The organism is Mycobacterium sp. NGS68 (genome assembly GCF_059812195.1).
This window is the reverse complement of sequence record NZ_JCALCE010000003.1, coordinates 1-18,565: the sequence shown is the minus strand read 5'-3', so window position 1 is coordinate 18,565 and position 18,565 is coordinate 1. Positions and strand designations below refer to the sequence as shown.

17 protein-coding genes and 1 pseudogene are annotated in these 18,565 nt (G+C 67.2%); 7 read left to right on the top strand and 11 right to left on the bottom strand.

The features are described 5' to 3' along the window. Nucleotides 1-18: 18 nt before the first annotated feature. Nucleotides 19-768, bottom strand: a complete 750-nt coding sequence (locus AC5Y5V_RS04875) for an SHOCT domain-containing protein (RefSeq protein ID WP_499931588.1) — start codon at nt 766-768, stop codon at nt 19-21. A 70-nt stretch (nt 769-838) separates the two neighbouring features. Between AC5Y5V_RS04875 and AC5Y5V_RS04870 the strand changes: the two genes are divergently transcribed. The 3 genes from AC5Y5V_RS04870 (at nt 839) to AC5Y5V_RS04860 (ending at nt 3,577) form a co-directional block, all read left to right on the top strand. Next, the gene (locus AC5Y5V_RS04870) at nt 839-1,792 is read left to right on the top strand and encodes an SDR family oxidoreductase (RefSeq protein WP_499931587.1); all 954 of its coding nucleotides are present in this window, start codon (nt 839-841) and stop codon (nt 1,790-1,792) included. 1 nt (nt 1,793) lies between these two features. Then, entirely contained in the window at nt 1,794-2,900 is a 1,107-nt protein-coding gene (locus tag AC5Y5V_RS04865; protein WP_499931585.1) for a class I SAM-dependent methyltransferase, read from the top strand. An 80-nt stretch (nt 2,901-2,980) separates the two neighbouring features. Beyond that, nucleotides 2,981-3,577: a hypothetical protein gene (locus AC5Y5V_RS04860; RefSeq protein ID WP_499931987.1), complete on the top strand. Its 597-nt coding sequence runs from the start codon at nt 2,981-2,983 to the stop codon at nt 3,575-3,577. Nucleotides 3,578-3,626: 49 nt separating this feature from the next. Here the strand turns inward: AC5Y5V_RS04860 and AC5Y5V_RS04855 are convergent. After that, a pseudogene (locus AC5Y5V_RS04855) lies at nt 3,627-4,670 on the bottom strand (Hsp70 family protein); the annotation flags it as partial. 18 nt (nt 4,671-4,688) lie between these two features. Next, nucleotides 4,689-5,774: an NAD(P)H-dependent amine dehydrogenase family protein gene (locus tag AC5Y5V_RS04850; protein WP_499931936.1), complete on the bottom strand. Its 1,086-nt coding sequence runs from the start codon at nt 5,772-5,774 to the stop codon at nt 4,689-4,691. A 140-nt stretch (nt 5,775-5,914) separates the two neighbouring features. On the opposite strand from AC5Y5V_RS04850, the gene AC5Y5V_RS04845 reads away from it, so the two are divergent. The 3 genes from AC5Y5V_RS04845 (at nt 5,915) to AC5Y5V_RS04835 (ending at nt 9,047) form a co-directional block, all read left to right on the top strand. Then, nucleotides 5,915-6,256 (top strand): MmpS family transport accessory protein, encoded by a 342-nt coding sequence (locus AC5Y5V_RS04845; RefSeq protein WP_499931583.1) that lies wholly within the window; start codon nt 5,915-5,917, stop codon nt 6,254-6,256. A 13-nt stretch (nt 6,257-6,269) separates the two neighbouring features. Next, on the top strand, nt 6,270-7,556 hold the full coding sequence (locus AC5Y5V_RS04840; protein ID WP_499931581.1) for a cytochrome P450: 1,287 nt from the start codon (nt 6,270-6,272) through the stop codon (nt 7,554-7,556). A gap of 126 nt (nt 7,557-7,682) precedes the next feature. After that, nucleotides 7,683-9,047, top strand: coding sequence for a flavin monoamine oxidase family protein (locus AC5Y5V_RS04835; protein ID WP_499931579.1), 1,365 nt, complete (start codon nt 7,683-7,685; stop codon nt 9,045-9,047). A 123-nt stretch (nt 9,048-9,170) separates the two neighbouring features. Here AC5Y5V_RS04835 and AC5Y5V_RS04830 read toward each other — a convergent pair whose 3' ends face one another. The 4 genes from AC5Y5V_RS04830 to AC5Y5V_RS04815 all read right to left on the bottom strand — a co-directional run bounded on the left by AC5Y5V_RS04830 (nt 9,171) and on the right by AC5Y5V_RS04815 (nt 13,411). Further along, nucleotides 9,171-10,358 carry an amidohydrolase family protein gene (locus AC5Y5V_RS04830; protein ID WP_499931577.1) on the bottom strand — a complete coding sequence of 396 codons (1,188 nt, stop codon included), beginning with the start codon at nt 10,356-10,358 and terminating at the stop codon, nt 9,171-9,173. A gap of 114 nt (nt 10,359-10,472) precedes the next feature. Further along, nucleotides 10,473-11,090 (bottom strand): nitroreductase family protein, encoded by a 618-nt coding sequence (locus tag AC5Y5V_RS04825; RefSeq protein WP_499931575.1) that lies wholly within the window; start codon nt 11,088-11,090, stop codon nt 10,473-10,475. Between the two features lie 44 nt (nt 11,091-11,134). Beyond that, on the bottom strand, nt 11,135-12,220 hold the full coding sequence (locus AC5Y5V_RS04820) for an NAD(P)H-dependent amine dehydrogenase family protein (protein ID WP_499931934.1): 1,086 nt from the start codon (nt 12,218-12,220) through the stop codon (nt 11,135-11,137). 171 nt (nt 12,221-12,391) lie between these two features. Continuing rightward, on the bottom strand, nt 12,392-13,411 hold the full coding sequence (locus AC5Y5V_RS04815; protein WP_499931933.1) for an acyl-CoA dehydrogenase family protein: 1,020 nt from the start codon (nt 13,409-13,411) through the stop codon (nt 12,392-12,394). A gap of 106 nt (nt 13,412-13,517) precedes the next feature. On the opposite strand from AC5Y5V_RS04815, the gene AC5Y5V_RS04810 reads away from it, so the two are divergent. Beyond that, a complete protein-coding gene (locus AC5Y5V_RS04810; protein WP_499931573.1) occupies nt 13,518-14,675 on the top strand; it encodes an acyl-CoA dehydrogenase family protein in 1,158 nt (385 codons plus the stop codon). On the opposite strand, the gene AC5Y5V_RS04805 is transcribed toward AC5Y5V_RS04810, so the two are convergent. The 4 genes from AC5Y5V_RS04805 to AC5Y5V_RS04790 all read right to left on the bottom strand — a co-directional run. Continuing rightward, on the bottom strand, nt 14,664-15,452 hold the full coding sequence (locus AC5Y5V_RS04805) for a TetR/AcrR family transcriptional regulator (RefSeq protein ID WP_499931572.1): 789 nt from the start codon (nt 15,450-15,452) through the stop codon (nt 14,664-14,666). The genes AC5Y5V_RS04810 and AC5Y5V_RS04805 overlap by 12 nt on opposite strands. Before the next feature lie 75 nt (nt 15,453-15,527). Then, nucleotides 15,528-16,349 carry an enoyl-CoA hydratase/isomerase family protein gene (locus AC5Y5V_RS04800; protein WP_499931570.1) on the bottom strand — a complete coding sequence of 274 codons (822 nt, stop codon included), beginning with the start codon at nt 16,347-16,349 and terminating at the stop codon, nt 15,528-15,530. 57 nt (nt 16,350-16,406) lie between these two features. Further along, nucleotides 16,407-17,489, bottom strand: coding sequence for a hydroxyacid dehydrogenase (locus AC5Y5V_RS04795; RefSeq protein ID WP_499931568.1), 1,083 nt, complete (start codon nt 17,487-17,489; stop codon nt 16,407-16,409). A gap of 28 nt (nt 17,490-17,517) precedes the next feature. After that, nucleotides 17,518-18,565, bottom strand: a 1,048-nt coding sequence (locus tag AC5Y5V_RS04790) for a TauD/TfdA family dioxygenase (RefSeq protein ID WP_499931566.1), incomplete at its 5' end; no start/stop codon positions are given.

Sequence of the window (18,565 nt, the reverse complement as noted above, 5' to 3'; positions counted from 1 at the left end):
GCGCAGAATCAACGTCAGTCACATCCCATCCAGGATGCGCCGCTTCTCGTTCTGAAACTCATCTTCTGTCAGCGCGCCCGAATCCCGCAGCGACGCCAGCGTTTTCAACCGCTCCAGGCGAACCCCCTCGTCGCTCAGTTCGCGGGCCGTCGTCGTCGGCGGTGCGGGCGGACGCACCTGCACCACGGGGAAAGTGGGGTGCGCGGCCACCATCGCCGACCTGACCGTGCGCCTGCTGCGTCCCAGCCACGACACCGACAGCGCCAGATCGACCAGGCCCACCACGAACAGTCCGACGAACACCCACACCAGGTAGCCGTACGAGCTCTTATGGCCGAACGCCAGCCGCGGGTTGATGTAGCCGTTCACCTTGCCGTCGGTGGTGACGTGATAGGTGCCCTCGGCCGCGACCCGGACCACCCACACGCGCACATGCGCGTCGTTGTTGACGGTCGTTGTCGTGCCGATGCTTTCGGTCACGACCGGTTGCGCCACACCCTCCGGCGGGTTGATCGTCACGCCCAGCGGCGGCACCGGCAGGCCGCCACCGTTGGGTCCGCCGATGATCACGGTGTGCAGGCTCGCGGTGACTTCGCCGGCGGGCAGATGCACGTCCCCCGATCCCGGGATGGGCACCTCGCCGTAGGCGTCGTACTCGTCCAGGAAGAATGCATTGAGAACCAGGGTGACGATGAAGCCCGCCACGGACACCACGAGCACCACGATGGCGGCGGCCAGCGAAATCTTGGCGAGCCGTCTGCTGCTCATTGAGGCAGTCTGTCATGGATGCCCGCGAAAAGAGCAGACTGGATCCGACCACCGCAAAGGAGTGACACGCATGGCCAACGACCTCGTCGCCACGGTGCCCGACCTGTCCGGCAAGTTGGTGATCATCACCGGAGCCAACAGCGGTCTCGGTTTCGGGCTGGCCCGACGGCTGTCGGCGGCCGGAGCCGACGTGGTCATGGCGATCCGCAACCGCGCCAAGGGCGAGGCGGCGATCGAGCAGATCCGCGAGACCGTCCCCGACGCTAACTTGACCATCAAGCCGCTCGACCTGTCGTCGCTGGCGTCGGTCGCCGCCCTTGGCGAGGACCTCAACTCCGAGGGCCGCCCCATCGACATCCTGATCAACAACGCCGGTGTGATGACGCCACCGGAGCGCGAAACCACCGCCGACGGCTTCGAATTGCAGTTTGGCAGCAACCATTTGGGGCATTTCGCGCTGACGGCGCACGCGCTGCCGCTGCTGCGCGCCGCCGAAGGTGCCCGGGTGGTCTCGTTGAGCAGCATCGCGGCCCGCCGCGGCCGGATCCACTTCGACGATCCGCAATTCGAGAAGTCCTACTCGCCGATGACGGCCTACGGCCAATCCAAGCTGGCGGTGTTGATGTTCGCCCGCGAGCTGGACCGCCGCAGCCGCGCGGGCGGGTGGGGCATCCTCTCCAACGCCGCACACCCCGGGCTGACCAAGACCAACCTCCAGGCCAGCGGCCCGTCGCACGGACGCGAGAAGCCCGCGCTCATGGAGCGCCTCTACAAGCTGTCGTGGAAGTTCTCGCCCTTCCTGTGGCAGGAGATCGACGAGGGGATCCTGCCCGCGCTGTACGCCGCCGCCACGCCGCACGCCGAGGGCGGCGCGTTCTACGGACCCCGCGGTGTCCAGGAGGCCGCGGGCGGCGGCGTGAAACCCGCCAAAGTGCCCGAACGCGCACGCAACGACGCCGACTGCGAACGTCTGTGGGAGCTGTCCGAGCAGCTCACCGGCGTGAGCTACCCGAAGGCCAACTGACGTGGCGGCGGAGGTTCGGCTGCCCGAATCCAGCGTCGTGGTTCGGCCGGAGCCGATGGAGAGCGCGACCTATACCGCGTCGTCGCGGCTGCAGGCCGCCGGCCTGGAGCCGGCCATCGCGCTGTTCGAACGCGCCGCGCATCAGGTGCGGCTGCCTAAGCCGCCACAGCCGGTCGTCATCGCCGACTACGGCGCCGCCACCGGCCACAACTCGCTCAAGCCGATGTGCGCGGCGATCGCGGCGCTGCGCCGTCGTACCCGGCATGATCACGCAATTCTGTTGGCGCACACCGACGTACCGGACAACGACTTCACGGCGTTGTTTCGCACCCTGGCCGACGACCCGGACAGCTACCTGCACCACGACGCGGCGAGCTTTCCGTCGGCGATCGGCCGGTCGTTCTACGGCCAGATCCTGCCGTCGGGCACCGTGAACCTCGGCTGGACGTCGTGGGCGGTGCAGTGGCTGAGTCGGCTTCCGGCGGGCGCCCCGCCCCTGTCCGATCACGTGCAGATCGCGTACAGCGGCAACGCGGAGGCCCGGGCAGCGTACGCGCGTCAGGCCGCCATCGACTGGAACGACTTCGTCGCGTTTCGCGGGCGCGAGCTGTGCCCGGACGGCCGACTGGTGGTGCTGACCATGGCCGTCGACGAGGACGGCGAGTTCGGCTACCGCGCGATGAACGACGCGCTCTACGCGGGCCTGGGCGACCTGGTCGCCGGCGGCATGCTGCATCGGGATGAGTTGCTGCGCATGGCGATCCCGCTTTTCGCCCGCAGCGAGAAGGACTTTCGCGCGCCGTTTTCCCCCAAAGGCCGTTTCGAGGGTTTGACGATCGAGCATCTGGAGGTCTTCAACGCCGAGGACCGGTTCTGGGCGCGGTTCCAATCCGACGGCGACGCAGAGGCTTTCGGCGCAAGGTGGGCGGCGTTCGCGCGGGCGGCACTGTTTCCGACGCTGGCGGCCGCGCTTGAGGGCAGCGTCGGCGACCCGCGCGTGGGCGAATTCATCGAGCAGCTCGAGGCCGCGATGGCGGGGCGGCTGGCGAGCGCACCCGAGCCGATGCGAATCCCGCTCGCGTCGATCGTGCTGGCCAAACGGGAATAATCGGCGTTTCGACCCTGTGTTGAAGCGGGTAACCCCCTTCGAGGGTGGGACGTAGTCCACGACTCCGAAGGGGATAGCACATGACAACCCAGGAAAACGAGTTGGCCGACCAGGCTGACGACTCCGACACCGACGCCGACAAGCCGTCGGACAAGGAATCGTCATCCGAATCGTCATCCGACGAAGAATCGTCGTCGGAGCAAAAGGCCTCGACCGACTCGGCCACCGAAGGCGAGAAGCCAGAGCCGGACGAAGAGGACAAGGAAAAGGCCGCAGAGATGATGACGGCCTACGAATACCGGCCAACCCTGGTATTGCCTGGGACAGGGGGCGCCGTCTCGGGCACTGCAGTCAACGACTGGCTCGACGACGACGGTAACCCGTCAGCTCTCGGCGATGACGACTCGCCGGCCGCAAAAGCCGGAACCAACGAAGACGAGTCCTCCGACGAGGAAGCGTCATCCGAGGAACACGATTCCTCCGACGAGGAAACATCCGCAGAGGGACGCGATTCCTCGGACGACTCGCAGGACGAGGACAAGCTTTCGTTCGAGGAGCAGCTCGAAAAGGACAAAGAATTTAACGAGGCCGTCAGAAAGCAGGCCGAGGAAGACAAAGATCTGAGCGAAGAGGAAAAGGCTCAGGCCGAGCACGAAGAGAAATCCGTAACCCGCTAACCCCCGGGTTCAGCCCGGGTCACTCTGGTGTGGCGTCGCCGCTCAGGGGCCGTGCGGCGCGCAACGCCCCTCCGACTGCGGCCGCCAGTTGTGGGCGCGGCGTGCTGATCACGGGGACGCGCAGGCGTCCAGACAGCGCGGTGGTGACCGCCGGAAGATTGGCCCCACCGCCCACCGACACCACGGCCACCAGATCCGAGTCGTGGACCTCGTTGCGCGCCAAGGAGTCTCGCAAGACCGCCGTGAAGTTGTCCAGCGAGTCGCGGATGGCGTCGTCGAGTGCGGCCCTGGTCAACCGGATTCCGGCGTGCGAGCCCGGGAAGTCGTCGGCGAGCGTGGTCGTCGTGCTGGATGCGAGTTGCTCCTTGGCATTTCGGCATCCGGACCGCAGTCGGCTCAGCGAGCCGGTCACCGCGGCGGCCGCCCGGTCGAACCCACCGGTGCCCGGCAGGTCCGCCATGACGGCGGTCAGCAACGCCTGATCGATCTGCTCGCCGGAAAAATCACGATGGCGCACGGTGGGCGCCACCGGCTGGTAGTCGCCGGCGGCGTCCACCAAGGTGATGCTGGTGCCGCTGCCGCCGAAATCGCAGACGGCGACGATCCCCTGAGCCGGTATGCCAGGGTTGGCCCGCACCGCCACCAGCGCCGCGGCGGCATCCGGGATCAGCGTCAGCGGCCGCGCCCGGTTCGACCACTCCGACACCCGGCTCAGGGCCGAGCCCAGCGCGTCCACCGCCCTGGGCGCCCAATGCGCGGGATAGGTCACCGCGACGCTTTCCGGCAGCGGCCGCCCGCCGGTTGCCGTGTACGCCAGCGCGCGCAACCCGTCGGCGACCAGCGCCTCGCTGCGGTGCAGCGACCCGTCGGCCGCCACGATGCCGACCGGGTCACCCACCCGGTCGACGAAGTTGCCGATCACCAGGCCCGGCTCGTCCAGCCGCGGGTTCTCCGACGGCACGCCGACCTCGGGCGGCCGCTGGCGGTACAGCGTCAGCACCGGCTTGCGGGTGATCGCGTGACCGGGGGTCACGGCCGCCAGGTTGGTCGCGCCTATCGACAAGCCCAGCGCGGGACTCGTGAGTTCGGCCATGTCGGCGGCCCGGCCGCGTTAGCGGATAGTCCCGGCGCCCGGGATGAGCGGCAGGTCCAGCGGAGTCACCCAGCCCGGCGGCAGATCGTTGACCGCCGGCACCGCGTTCAGCGCCCGCATCCCGGTCGCCAGGCAGCCGGCCGTGGCTGCGTCGCGGCCCGACCCGTCGGTGAACCGGAACGCGGTCTCCTGGAAGATGCTGGGCGTTCCCTCGATATCGACCCGGTACACGTCGTTGTCGTGACCGGTCGGCCAGTCGGGGGCGGCGTCGAGGCCGATGCGGTTGACGTGTTCCAGCTGGATGCGGGTCTCGCCCTGGTAAACGCCGTTGATGGTGAACCGCACAGCCGCCACGTGCCCGGGCTTGATGACGCCCTTCACGGTGGTGCGCTCGGTCGGCGTCACCCACTTGTCCCAGGTGGTGGTGATCTCATCGAGCATGATGCCGGCGGCGTGTGCGATCATCGGCACGGTCGCGCCCCACGCGAAGATCAGCACGTCGCGGTTCTCCAGCATCGGGCTGTATTCGGGCTCCCGACCGATGCCCATCTCGACTTCGTAGTCGCCCGAGTAATTGGTGTAGTCCAGCAGCTCGGACGCGCGGACGCGCTTTACCTCGGAGGTCAGGCCCATCAGCGTCATCGGGAACAGGTCGTTGGCGAAGCCCGGGTCGATGCCGGTGGTAAAGCACGACGCCTCCCCCAGCTCGCACGCCTGCGTGATGGGTTCGATCCACTGCGGCGGGTTCAGGTGCATCGTCGGCCAGACCCACGGCGTCATCGCGGTCGAGCACACGTCGATGCCGGCCCGCAGGAATTGACTGATCAGAGAGATGTTGTGCTTCGCTTTGATCGCCGTCGGGCCGTAGTGCACCAACGCGTCGGGTTTGAGCGCGATCAGCGCCTCGACGTCGTCGGTGGCGGTGACGCCGACCGGTTCGGCCAGCCCGCAGATGTCGCCGACGTCGCGGCCCACCTTCTCGGGGCTGCTCACACCGACGCCCACCAGTTCGAACAACGGATGCTTGACGATCTCTGCGATCACCATCTTGCCGACGAAACCGGTGCCCCAGACCACTACTCGCTTCTTGCCCGTCAACGACATGCCTTCGTCAGCCACCTTCCGATTCACAGCCCCCGGACACCCGATTCACCATAAGCATCCCGGGCGGGTGCGGCCAGCAGCGCCCGGATGTGGGAGAAAAAGCTTCCGCGCGGTCGTCCGTTTTGACAGCATGAGAAACCATGAAGCATCTTCGCCTGCCCTCGGCCCTGTTCGCGCTGTGCACCGGATTCGCAGCCACCTGCGGTGTCGCACATGCGGGCGACTTTCCAGAGGTCACCTACGAGGTGAGTGGCAGCGCGCCCGTCGCCGAGCTGATCAATTACCAGACCGACACCGGTCAACTGCACGCCGTCAACACGAAGCTGCCGTGGTCGGCGCACTTCACGTCGTTCGGCGGTCAGGTGTTCGTGCTCAGTGCGCAGGCGCAGGGCAACGTCACCTGCCGAATCACCATCGACGGCAACGTGGTCAAGGAAGCAACGGCCTCCGGGGCGCCCGGGCGCACCGTGTGCACGCATTGACCTGCCTGCTGCCATGAGCGCCACGACGGGCATTGCCAGGCGGGCGAACGGGGCTGCGCCGCCGGACATCCCACTTGCCGACATCCATCTCGACGCGCTGGAGTTCTGGCAACTCGACGACGACATGCGCGACGGCGCGTTCGCCACCTTGCGTCGTGAGGCACCGATCTCCTTCTGGCCCGCGATCGAATTCGAGGGGTTCGCGACGGGCGGCGGCCATTGGGCCCTGACCAGGCTCGACGACGTCTTCCACGCCAGTCGCCATCCGGAAATCTTCAGTTCCGCTCCCGGCATCACCATCAACGACCAGACGCCGGAGATCGCCGAGTACTTCGGTTCGATGATCGTGCTGGACGACCCGCGTCATCAGCGCCTGCGCTCGATCGTGAGCCGGGCGTTCACGCCGCGGGTGGTCGCTCGCATCGAGGCGTCGGTGCGCGAGCGAGCGCACCGGCTGGTCGCGTCGATGATCGCCAACCATCCCGACGGCGAAGCCGACCTGGTCAGCGAGCTCGCCGGCCCGCTGCCGCTGCAGGTCATCTGCGACATGATGGGGATTCCCGAGGAGGACCACCAGCGGGTATTCCACTGGACCAACGTTATTCTCGGCTTCGGCGACCCGGACTTCACCAGCGATTTCGAGGAGTTCCTCAAGGTTTCGACCGAGATCGGGGCCTATGCCACCGCGCTCGCCGAGGACCGGCGGGTCAATCATCACGACGACCTGACGTCGAGCCTCGTCGAGGCGGAGGTCGACGGCGAGCGACTGTCGTCGACGGAAATCGCGTCGTTCTTCATCCTGCTGGTGGTGGCCGGCAACGAAACGACGCGCAATGCGATCAGTCACGGCGTGCTGGCGCTGTCCCGCTACCCGGAGCAGCGGGAGCGCTGGTGGTCGGACTTCGACCGCCTCGCGCCCACCGCGGTCGAGGAGATCGTGCGGTGGGCGTCGCCGGTGGTGTACATGCGGCGCACCCTGACCCAGGACTTCGAGCTGAGCGGCACCAAGCTGGCCGCCGGCGACAAGGTCACGCTGTGGTACAACTCGGCAAACCGCGACGAGTCGAAGTTCGCCGATCCCTGGACGTTCGACCTGGCGCGCGACCCGAACCCGCACGTCGGTTTCGGCGGCGGCGGCGCGCATTTCTGCCTGGGCGCCAACCTCGCCCGCCGCGAGATCCGGGTGATGTTCGAGGAGCTGTATCGCGAGATTCCCGACATCGCCGCCACCGCCGAGCCGTCGCGGCTGCTGTCGCAGTTCATCCACGGCATCAAGGCGCTGCCGGTCGCCTGGAGCTAGGGGCCGTTCGCCCGCGAGCAGACACAAAAGTCCCTCTTCTGGCAAGAAATCGGGGACTTTTGCGTCTGCTCGGCATTGACTGCCGGCCATTGACTGCCAGGCGGCGGGCAGGTAGGCCTTATCACCATGGCTGACGTCGACGTATGCGTCGTGGGCGGTGGTTTCGCGGGCCTGACCGCGGCCCTTCGCCTCAAGCGGGCCGGCCACTCGGTGGCCCTGCTGGAAGCGCGCGACCGCCTCGGCGGCCGGACCTACACCGTCAACCGCGACGACGGATCGTGGATCGACAAGGGCGGCGCCTGGGTCGGGCCGACCCAGGACCGGATACACGCGCTGATCAACGAATTCAACGTCGCGACCTTCAAGCAGTACACCGACGGCGACTACATGATGGTCGTCGACGGCAAGCCGTCCCGCTATCGGGGCACCATCCCGTGGAGCCTCGGCCCGTGGGCGTCGCTCAACCTCGGCGCGGGGTTCTACGGACTCGGCCAGGCCTGCAAATCGATCCCGCTCGAGGCGCCCTGGCGGGCGAAGAACGCCGCGAAGTGGGATCGCATGACGCTGGCCCAGTGGCTGGACCGCAACGTCAGGGCCAAGGCCGCGCACGACCTGTTGGAAATGGCCGTCGCCGGCTGTTACACGTCGGCTCCCTCTGAGGTGTCGATGCTGTTCGTGCTGTACCAGATGGCGTCGGGCGGCGGGCCCAGCTTCGTGCTCGGCGGCAAGGGCGCATCGCAGGACGCGCGGATCGTCGGCGGCATGGGCGCGGTGTACGGGCCGATGGCCGCCGAGTTGGGCGACGCGATCCGCCTCTCCCAGCCGGTCCGGCGGATCACCCAGGACGCCGGCGGGGTGACCGTGCGGTCTGACCGCGACAGCATCCGTGCCCGACGCGTCATTGTCGCCGTACCGATCGCGATTGCGAGCCAAATCATCTACGAGCCAATGCTTCCCACCGACAGGGCATTCCTGCACCAGCGCATGCCAGGCGGCGCGATCACCAAGATCTCGATCGTCTACGACGAGCCCTTCTGGCGCGCCGACGGCCTATGCGGCCAGTCCGCGGCGCCGGGGACGCTGGCGCAGGTCACGATCGACGCCTGCACCGACACCGGCACGCCGGGCATCCTGTGCGTGATCATCGAGGGCCCGACGGCCCGCAAGTACGACAGCCTCGACGAGGCCGAGCGCCGCCGGTTGGTGCTCGACGACCTCGTCCACCGGTTCGGCGCCAGAGCGGGCAAGCCCGTCGAGTTCGTCGAACAGAATTGGAGCCGCGAATCATTCTCGGGCGGTGGCATGCTCAGCCACGCGGCGCCCGGCGTGCTCACCGAATTCGGCCACGCGCTGCGCGAGCCGTGCGGCCGCATCCACTGGGCGGGCACCGAGAGCTCGGCGAAGATGTGCGGATGGGTGGACGGGGCGGTCCGCTCCGGCGAGCGCGCTGCCTCCGAAGTCATGCTCAGCGAGGCGACGGTCGCGGTATAGGGACCCGCCGGCGCGGGTTGCGCACGCGGACACGTTTGAGGCTCGACGGATTGCACATTCGACACCGGCTGCGTTTGACGGTCAACCACCGAGAGCTGTCGATCCGAAACATGGGCGGGCGCCCTACGCGAGGCCGAAGAAGGTCTTGGCGTTGGTGGACAGCACTTTGCGCTTAGTCTCCTCGTCCAGACCCTCGGTCGCCTTGTTGGCGACCTCGAGGCTTCTCGGCCAATTGGTGTCGTTGTGCGGGTAATCGGTCTCGAACATGAGCTGGTCCGGCCCAACCAGATCGAGGATGCGGAACGCGACCGGGTCGCCGAAGGTGGAGAAGTACACCCGGCCAGGCACCTGGCTGCTGGGCGGTTCGGTCAGCAGCGGATGGATACCACCCCACGCCCTGCGGTCCTCCCAGACCTCATCCACGCGCTGCAGGTAATACGGGATCCACCCGGCCTGGGCCTCGGCGAACGCGATCTTGAGGTCAGGGAACTGGATGAGTTTGGCGGAGAACAGCCAGTCGACCAGCGCGATGGTGCAATTGACCGCCATCAGCGCGCTGGTGACGACGTGCGGAGAGTCGGGCGACGACTTGGTCAACGAGGAACTCGACCCGATGTGCAGCATGATGCCCACCTGGTTGCGTTCGCACGCGGCGAAGAACGGGTCCCAGGAGCCGCTGTGGATGGACGGCAGGTCGAGGCGGGACGGCAGCTCCGAGAAGCACACGGCACGCATGCCCTTGGCCGCGACGCGCTCGACCTCCCGCACGGCCAGTTCGACGTCCCAGAGTTCGATGATGCCGAGCGGAATCAGCCGACCGTTCGAGCTGCCGCCCCACTCGTCGATCTGGAAGTCGTTGTACGCCTCGACGCAGAGCCTGGCCAGCTCCTTGTCCTTGCCGTACAGGAAGCGCTGGCCGCAGAAGCGGACGAGGGTATTGGGGAAGCACGCCGAGGCCTCGATACCGGCGATGTCCATGTCGGCGAGGCGGTCCGCGGGACGGTAGCAGCCGGGACGCATCTCGTCGTAGGTGATCGGGTCGGTAGTGAGCTCGTCGAGGTCATACCCGGCGGCCGCGCTGATGAGCGGGATCGGGATGATCGCATCCTCGTAATGCCAGATGTCGGCGTCGCGGCCCTCGTCATCCTCGATGAATGCGACGTCTGAAGTGACGGACGGATTCATCCGCCCGCGGGTGCGAACGATCCGCGGCCCGATGTCCCGGTAGCGCGCCGGGAGCCGACTGGTCCACAGATCGGCCGGCTCCACCAGGTGGTCGTCGGGCGAGACGATTCGGATGTCTACGCTCACCGATGAGCTCCTTCGGGAAAGGCCTGCGGCGTCAGTTTGCGAAATACCAATTCCGACAGGAGAGAATGACCATTTTCACCATACTGCACGCGCCGCCGCGGGCAAGCACCGGCCTCAGGAAGCCGGATCGGTGGCTCCCCAGGGCCGGTCCCAGCGGTCCACGGCGGCGGCCTCTGGCAGCGGCCGGCGCCGCACCGGATGGTGCCCACCGCTCGGCCAGCCGACGGTAACCAACGTCGCGATCTTCCAGTCGTCGGGAATGCCTACCAGCGAGCGCAATTGAGCGTCGCAGGCCCCATGCCACAGCGTGATCGCGGCGCCAAGCCCCTGGGCGCGCGCAGCCAGCAGAAAGTTCTGCACCGCAGGAAAGATCGAGCCGCCGTTCTGCAGGTCTGAGCAACCGGGTTGAGGCTGCACGCAGAACAACACCAACCCGGGAGCCTCACCACCGACCCTCGTGTGCTCCCGCATCGCACGCAGGACACGCGATTTGGCGTCACTCGCGTGGTCGGCGGGGGCGGAGAACCCGTAGAACCTGGTTATCGCGCGCCACGTCTCTCCGGCGGCCGCGGTGATCACCGCGCGCGCTTCGGGTGAGGTCAGCACCACGAATCGCCAGGGCTGCTGGTTGCCTCCCGACGGTGCCCATGTCGCGGCCCGCAGGCAGCGCTCCAAAACTTCGGCGCTGACCGGTTCGTCTCGGTAGGTCCGCACCGCAGTGGCCGAACTCATGACGGTCCAGAGGTTTTCCGAAACGCGGGGCACCGGTTCGGGGGTCACCGCGGTGCCGTTCGCGCGAGCACACCCGTCCAGCGACCACCGCGCATGGGTCCCGTGATCACCGGCAGGTCGAGGGTGGACAGCAGACCCGGAGGCGCGGCGATGACCGCCGGGATGGCGTTGAGCTCGCGCATCACGGTCGCGTAGGTCAGGCCCCGCAAGTTGCTCCCGCGACCGTGCATTTCGATGTCGACGGTGTAGGTCGGCATTCCGTCGACGATCACCCGGTAGCCGCCATGGGCGGACGGGTGCCGGGGCCAGTCCGGTGCGGACTGCTCACCCATCCGAGTGAAGTGTTCGAGGATGACGCGTTCCTCGCCGTCGACGACACCGGCGAGCCGAAAACGCATGGCGCCCATGGTTCCCCGCTCGACCCAACCGGACGCGACCTGGTAGCGCTCGGTCGCAAGCCACGGCTCGATGGAGGTGTCGACGCGGTCGAGCGGAAGCCCGAGCCCGTCGGCGACGAGGTGCACCACCGGTGACCACAGCGCCGCCAGCCGGTTGTGGTCGAGCAGTGGCGCCGGAAAGTCCGGCGGATGCCCGAAGCCCATGAAGTCGAACATGATCTCGGGCTGGTTGATGCCGCCGTAGTCGAGAATCTCCTGAGTGGTGATCGTGTCCACCCAGCCGCAGAAGCCCGACATCACCAGGGCGATGAGGTCGTTTGCCCAACCCGGATCGACGCCGCTGTTGAACACGCTGGTTCCGCCCGCCGCGCAGGCACTTTCAAGAAGTTGGACCGTCTCGGCATCAGCGGCGGGCGGATAGCACAACGGAACCAGCGAGGTGCACACGACGTTCTTTCCGGCGCGCAGACATCGCGCGATGTCGAGCGCTGCCTCGCGGTACCGGTAGTCGCCCGACGCGAAGTAGGCCACGACGTCGGCGTCGGAAGCCAGCGCGGCGTCGATGTCGGTGCTGGCGATCACGCCGGTGTTCGGGCACCCGCACAGGTCGCCGGCGTCGCGGCCGTGCTTGGCCGCGCTGTGCACGACGACGCCGACGAGGTCCAGCCCGGGGTGGCCGATGACCGCCCGCAAAGCTCCGACGCCGACTTGGCCTGGCCCCCAGAGGACCACGCGCGGCTTACGCGTCTTTACGACTGCGGCAGTCACGCAGGGCCTCCCAGTTGTCAATCAGTGAGAACGTATATTCTCAGCGGCAAGAATATCATTACCAGTTGCGCCCCCGGGCGCGATGAGGGACCGCCCGTTCCGCACGCGGGAAAACCACGCGACCTGGTGCGCCGGTCACACAGCGGCGGGCCCGTAGCGCGCGTCGGCCACCCTGTCCAGCGCTACGGCCGACTCGCCGTAGACCAGGGCCCAGCCGCGAACGCGCCGGTAGTACAGCTGGATGTCCTGCTCCATGCCGAATCCGTAACCGCCGTGAATGTGCAGGCTGCGGTGGGTGGCATCACGCGCGGTTTCGTAGGCGAACGCGAATGCCATGGCCGCCAGCTCGCACGAGCGCGTCGGCTCATCCGCGAATGAGCAAGCCGCCTGCAGGCCCAGCAGTCTCGCGCCATCGGCGGCGGTGGCGCTGTCGGCCAGCGGATGCGAGACGGCTTGATAACTACCGATTGCCGCGCCGAATGCGTGGCGCTGCTTGGCGTACTCGACGCCGATCTCGACGGCCCTGCGCGCGGCGCCCGCCAATGCCATCGCGGTCAGGGTCAGCCACACATCCAGTGCGTCGGAAAACAACCCGTGCGCGTCCGCGGCATCGGCGAGCACGATGACCCGCTCCCCCGGCCCGACGTCTGCCAGTGGCAGCGAACCCAGGTTGTGCACCGGCCGGCGGTTGCCATCCAACGGCACCGCGACCAATCGATCGTCGAGCAGTGCGACCGCCACGTCGGCGACGGCGCCGGCGGGTACCAGTCCCAGCCGCTCGCCCCGCCCACGGCGCGGCGCGAAGGTGATCAGCTTGTCACCGCGCAGCGCCGCATCCAGCAGATCGCCACCGGCCGCGCCGCACCTGGACAGCAGCAGGGCGGCGACCTGGGCTTCGATGACCGGCGCGGAACCGACTGCGCGGCCGGATTGTTCGGCTACCAGGGCCAACTCCAAGAGGGATCCACCCCCACCGCCGGCGTGCTCGTCGACCGCCATTTCGACGGCACCCGTATCCCGCAGCGCTTTCCACAGCTTGGGGTCGAAACCCAGCGGTTCGGCGGCGCGAACGCGCTGCGACGTCGACTCGCGGGCATAGAGGGCGGCAAACGATTCCACGAGTTGCCGCTGTTCGCCGGAAAGGCTCAGATCCACGTTCGTCGGTCCCATCGCGTGCGGATACCATTGCTCTCAAATTTGAGAGTAGCAATATCGCCGCTGTCGGCCACGACGGCTTCACGACGGCAGTTAGGGGCCGGTCATGCACTTTCAGCTCGACCCGGAGACCGCGGCCTACCGTGACGAGGTGCATGCGCATCTCGAGCGGATCCTGACCCCCGAGTTCGAGGAACGCCTGTACCGAAGTGGCGTCGCCCACGACGACGGTTTCGCCAAGGGCCTCGTCGCCAACGGCTACTTCGCCCCCGACTGGCCGGAGGAATACGGCGGGCAGCAGCGCGACGCCTGGGACGCGCAGGTGCTCAACGAGCTGCTGATGCGCTTCGACGCTCCGATGTACCTCTCGGAAACCACCCGAATGGTGGCGGCGATCATCCGCGAGGTCGGTACGCCGGACATGCGTGAGCGCATCCTGGCCAAAGCCATGAGCGGCGACCTGACGATCGCGCTCGGGTTCACCGAGCCCGAGTGCGGCTCGGACGTCGCCGCCGCGGCGACCAGAGCCGTTCGCGACGGCGACGAGTGGGTGATCAACGGCTCCAAGATGTTCACCACCAACGGCCACATCGCCGACTACATCTTCCTGCTCGCGCGCACTAGTCCGGACAAGCCAAAACACCAGGGCCTGACCATGTTTCTGGTGCCGAGCGACTCTGCCGGTTTCGCGGCCCAGGCTGTCTGGATGCTGTCCGGCGAACGCACCAACATCACCTTCTACAGCGACGTGCGCATCGGGGACCAATGGCGCATCGGCGATATCGACGGGGGTTGGCGGGTCCTCGGTGTCTCGTTGCAGCACGAGCACGCTTCCGGCTGGGGTCCGCATCTGACCCGGTTGCTGCACCACGCCGAGCGCTGGGCCAAGACCACCCGCGACGACGGTGTGCCGCGCATCGCCGACACCGATGTCCGGCGCCGGATCGCCAGGGTCGCAGTCGAAAACGAGGTGGCAATGCTGTTGCAGCGACGCTGCGTCTGGATGACCAAGCAGGGCCAGACCCCCGTCGCGGAGGGCCCGATGTCGAAGGTGTTCAGCACCGAGGCGCTGGAACGCGCCAGTCAGGACATGGTCGAACTGGTCGGCCCGGACGGGCTGCGCAGCTATCTCGAACCCACGGCGCCCGAGCGGGGACGCTTCGAACAGTTGCTGCGGTTCTCGCTCGGCACGACGATCTACGCGGGCACCAGTGAGGTGCAGCGGACCATCATCGCCCAGCGCGGGCTTGGCCTACCCCGATAGCTTCCTGGGCCGCCGGGTGGCGGCGACCGCGGCCGCGGGCTTGGCACGCGGGGCCCTACGCTTCGCGTCGCTGGGCAGCGCCACGGCCTGTCGGCACCACGCCCACAAATCGTCCTCGGTCAGTTCGGCCCCCTTGCTGGCGCCGTGAAAGACGCCGATCTGGGCCAGGGCGGTCAGCGTCGAGTTCAGCAAAGTGGTGAGCTGGGCGGGCGTCAGGTCCTTGCGAACGAGGCCGGCGCGGGAGCACGCGGTGAGGATCTTGGTAAGCAGCTTCTGGTGCGGCTCCCAGATCTTCGCGAAATCGGCGGGCCGCTCGATCTCGAGGCTGAGGTTGTAGATGGTCATCACCCGGCCGCCGACCGCTTCCGAGGACTCGGCCCGGGAGAGGAAGCCTCGGCAGAACGCTTCGAGTTGTTCCATCGGACCTTCGGCCGCCGTGACCTCTTGGCGAATGCCCTCGGTGAACTGGCTCGTGACGTTCTCGTACAACGCCAGCAAGAGTTCTTCCTTGCCGGCGAAATGCTGATAGAAGGCACGCAAACTCAGATTGGACCGGTCGATCAGCTTCTGGATCGTGAAGTCGGCACGGCCCGACTCCTCGACCAATTCGAGAGCCGTCGCCAGAAACCGTGAGCTGCGGGCCAGCGCGCGCGCTCGGGCCGTGCTGAGTCGCCGTTCGATCGTGCGCTGCTGCCACGTGGTGGGCATTTCGCTGTCCGCGCCGACCGGTTCGATGCCGTCCTCGACTACGACGTCGGCGCCCTTTTTCGCAACCATGATGAGAGCGAGGATACGGGATCGCTACTGAGAATCGCGATATACCTAGCTGGGTATGGTGATTATCACCTTGGGCTAGTGCGCTTTCCATTGCGGCGGCCGCTTCTCCAGAAACGCCCGCGGGCCCTCGACCGCGTCCTTGGTCAACGCCACCTTCATCCGGTAGTTCTCCGCCAGCAACTCCGCTTCGTAGATCGGCAGCGTCAACCCCTTGCGCACCGCCATCCGCGAACCCCGCACCGCCAGTGGCGCATTCGAGTTCACCACATCGGCGATCTCCCATGCCCTGCCCATCAGCGCGTCATGAGCCACAACCTCGGTGAACACCCCCAAGTCGTAGGCACGTTGCGCGTCGAGTCGCTCATGCCTGCCCATCAGCACAAGCCTCATCACGACGGGCAACGGCAGGATGCGGGCCAATCGGACCGCTTCGCGTCCCGAAGCCACACCGATACTGACGTGGGGGTCCATCAGCGTGGCACGCTCGGACGCGATCGTGATATCGGCGGTGGTGACCAGATCCATCCCGGCACCGCACGCGATGCCGTTGACCGCGCAGATGATCGGTTTGGTCATCTGCAACCAAGGCGGTGTCGCCTCCTGCGGCGCATCCCACTGGCGCATCGAGCTAAGGATCTGCTCGCCCTGATTATCGATGCCCGCGGCGTTCTCCATATCGTGGTCGGCGGCTTTGTTCACGTCCGCGCCGACACACAGCGCACGACCCGCGCCGGTGATGATGACCGTCCAAATATGTTGGGAACGTTCGATCTCCGCGTAGACCTCGGACAGCTCCGCGATCATCTCGTCGTTGATCGCGTTCAGCACCTCCGGGCGGTTCAGCGTCACACAGGCCGTATGTCCCCGGACCTCGAACGCGATCGTTTCCAGGACCATGGGCGCCCCTTCTGTCTTGAGAGAGCTCTTTCGCGTGCGGCCTCTGCACAGGTTATTTCAATCTGCCGCAACGGGTTCGGAATGCGCGGCCGGACGGTACCCGAAAATGCGCTCGAAGCGCTCGCAGTATCGCGGCCACACGTCGGGGTTCACCAGCCGCGGCGGCATGCGGCCCTCGAATATCGCCCGCCACTGGGTGGCGGTCGCCACCGCGATGTCGCGCACCGCCTCGGCGGTGATTCCCGCGGTGTGCGGGGTGGCCACGACGTTGTCGAGCGCAAGCAGCGGATTGTCCGCCCGCGGCGGCTCGTCGTGAAAGACATCGAGACCCGCGCCGGCGATGCCGCCGCCGACGAGCGCGTCCAGCAGCGCCTGTTCGTCGTGCACCCGCCCGCGGGCGGTGCTGATGAAAAAGGCGGTCGGTTTCATGGCGCCGAACTGCTCCTTGCCGATCAGGCCCTCCGTTTCGGCGGTCAGCGGGCACATGACCTGGACGTAATCGGCATGCTCGACGAGTTCGGCCAGCGACACCAGCCGCGCGCCGTAAGCGCGCGCGGCTGGTTCGTCGAGGTAGGGGTCGAATACCAACACCTCCATGCCGAAGGGCGCGCACAACTGCACCAGCCGCCTGCCGATCGCCCCCATCCCCACGACGCCCAACGTCTTGCCCTGCAGCTGGCTGCCGCGCAACACCAGCCGGTCCCCCAGTCCGCCGCCGCGCAGCATGCGGTCGGCCTGCGTGATCTTCTTGGCGAGATCCAGCATCAACCCGAGGGCGTGCTCGGCCACCGCTTCGGCGCCGGGACCGGAGTTGTTGCACACCGCGATGCCCGCCCTGGTGCACGCGTCGACGTCGATGACGTCGTAGCCGGCGCCGGCCGAACACACGGCCAGCAGGCACGCACAGCGCGCGATCAGTGCCTCGCCTGCCAGCCATTGCGTACCCCCGGCGACGGACGCGACGTCGGTGCGGGTGGCGACCTGGTAACCGTGCGCGGATTCCAGTGCCGCCCAGCCCTGTTCGTCCGATGCGCGCGCGTCGAGCCAAACCAGGTCGATCTCGGCGAGCTCGAGAAGGTCCCCGGCAACCGGATCGGTCCAGCGTTCGTACACCAGCCGCGGGCGCACCCCAGCTGTCATCGCCGCCCGCTAGCGCAGGTGCGGCTGCTCACCGCTTGCCGGCTTTGGGCTTGGCCTGCGCGGCCTTGAACATATCGGCCAACGCGGTGTCTACGTTCTTGTAGTCGTTGCGCGAGATTGTCCCGTCGCGGCCTTCGACCACGTCGTAACCCAGCCGCAGGTCCTTGTTTTCCATGTGGAAGTACTCGCGACCGATCGGCAGCCGTCGGTCGGCGAGCGGCACTTCCATCCAGGCGCGCAGGAAACAACGCGCCTTCTTCGGGTCGGTGCTGCTGACGAAGTCCGACCGGGAATGGCACATCGCGAAGTTGTTGGCCACTGCGGCTTCGCCCGACTCCAACCGGAACTCGACCTGCTGCTCGACCAGGAGATTGCGGAGCAACTCGACAGCCTCGCTCTGTTCGGCGGTGAACCCGCGCCCCAGCGTTCGCATCGCGGGCAGGATGCTGCTGTAGGTGAAGTTGATGCAGATGCGACCGTCGACCTGGGAGAACACCGGGACATCGTAGGGCGTCACGTCCGGCTGGTCATCGGGCTGCTCGCTGCGCCGGTGATGCGGGAATCCCTGGTAGAGCACGCCGAGCAGATCGGGGCGCTCGGCCAGTATCCGATTGTGCGCCGCGGGCCCACTGGCGAATTGGCTTTCCCCGCCTTCGGCGGCCGGGTACACGCACAGCAGCGAGAGGATGTCGGCGGCGTCGTTGTGCATGGCCAGTTCGGCGCGGGATTTCGTTCCGCGGGCGGGCTGCACGCCGCCGGGCAGTATCTCCTCCTGCACGCGCACCATCCGGTGCCCAAAGGAATTGTTGGACACTAGGTAGCCCAGGTGGCTGCAGAACGCCCAGTAGATCCGTTCCAGGTCCTCGATGGAGTGCTGCTCGACCGGGAAGCCCCGCACGCACGCCAGGCCCCTGCCGAACATCAACTGCCGGTACAGCCGCTCCAGGTCGTCGTCAAGATCGGGGTGGCAGGCATCTGCGCGGCTGATGTCGTCGCGGTCCTTGCCGGCCGTCTTGGCCAGGATCGATTCCAGCGCAGCCACATTGCGGGCCGACAGATCGAACGCAAAATCTTCC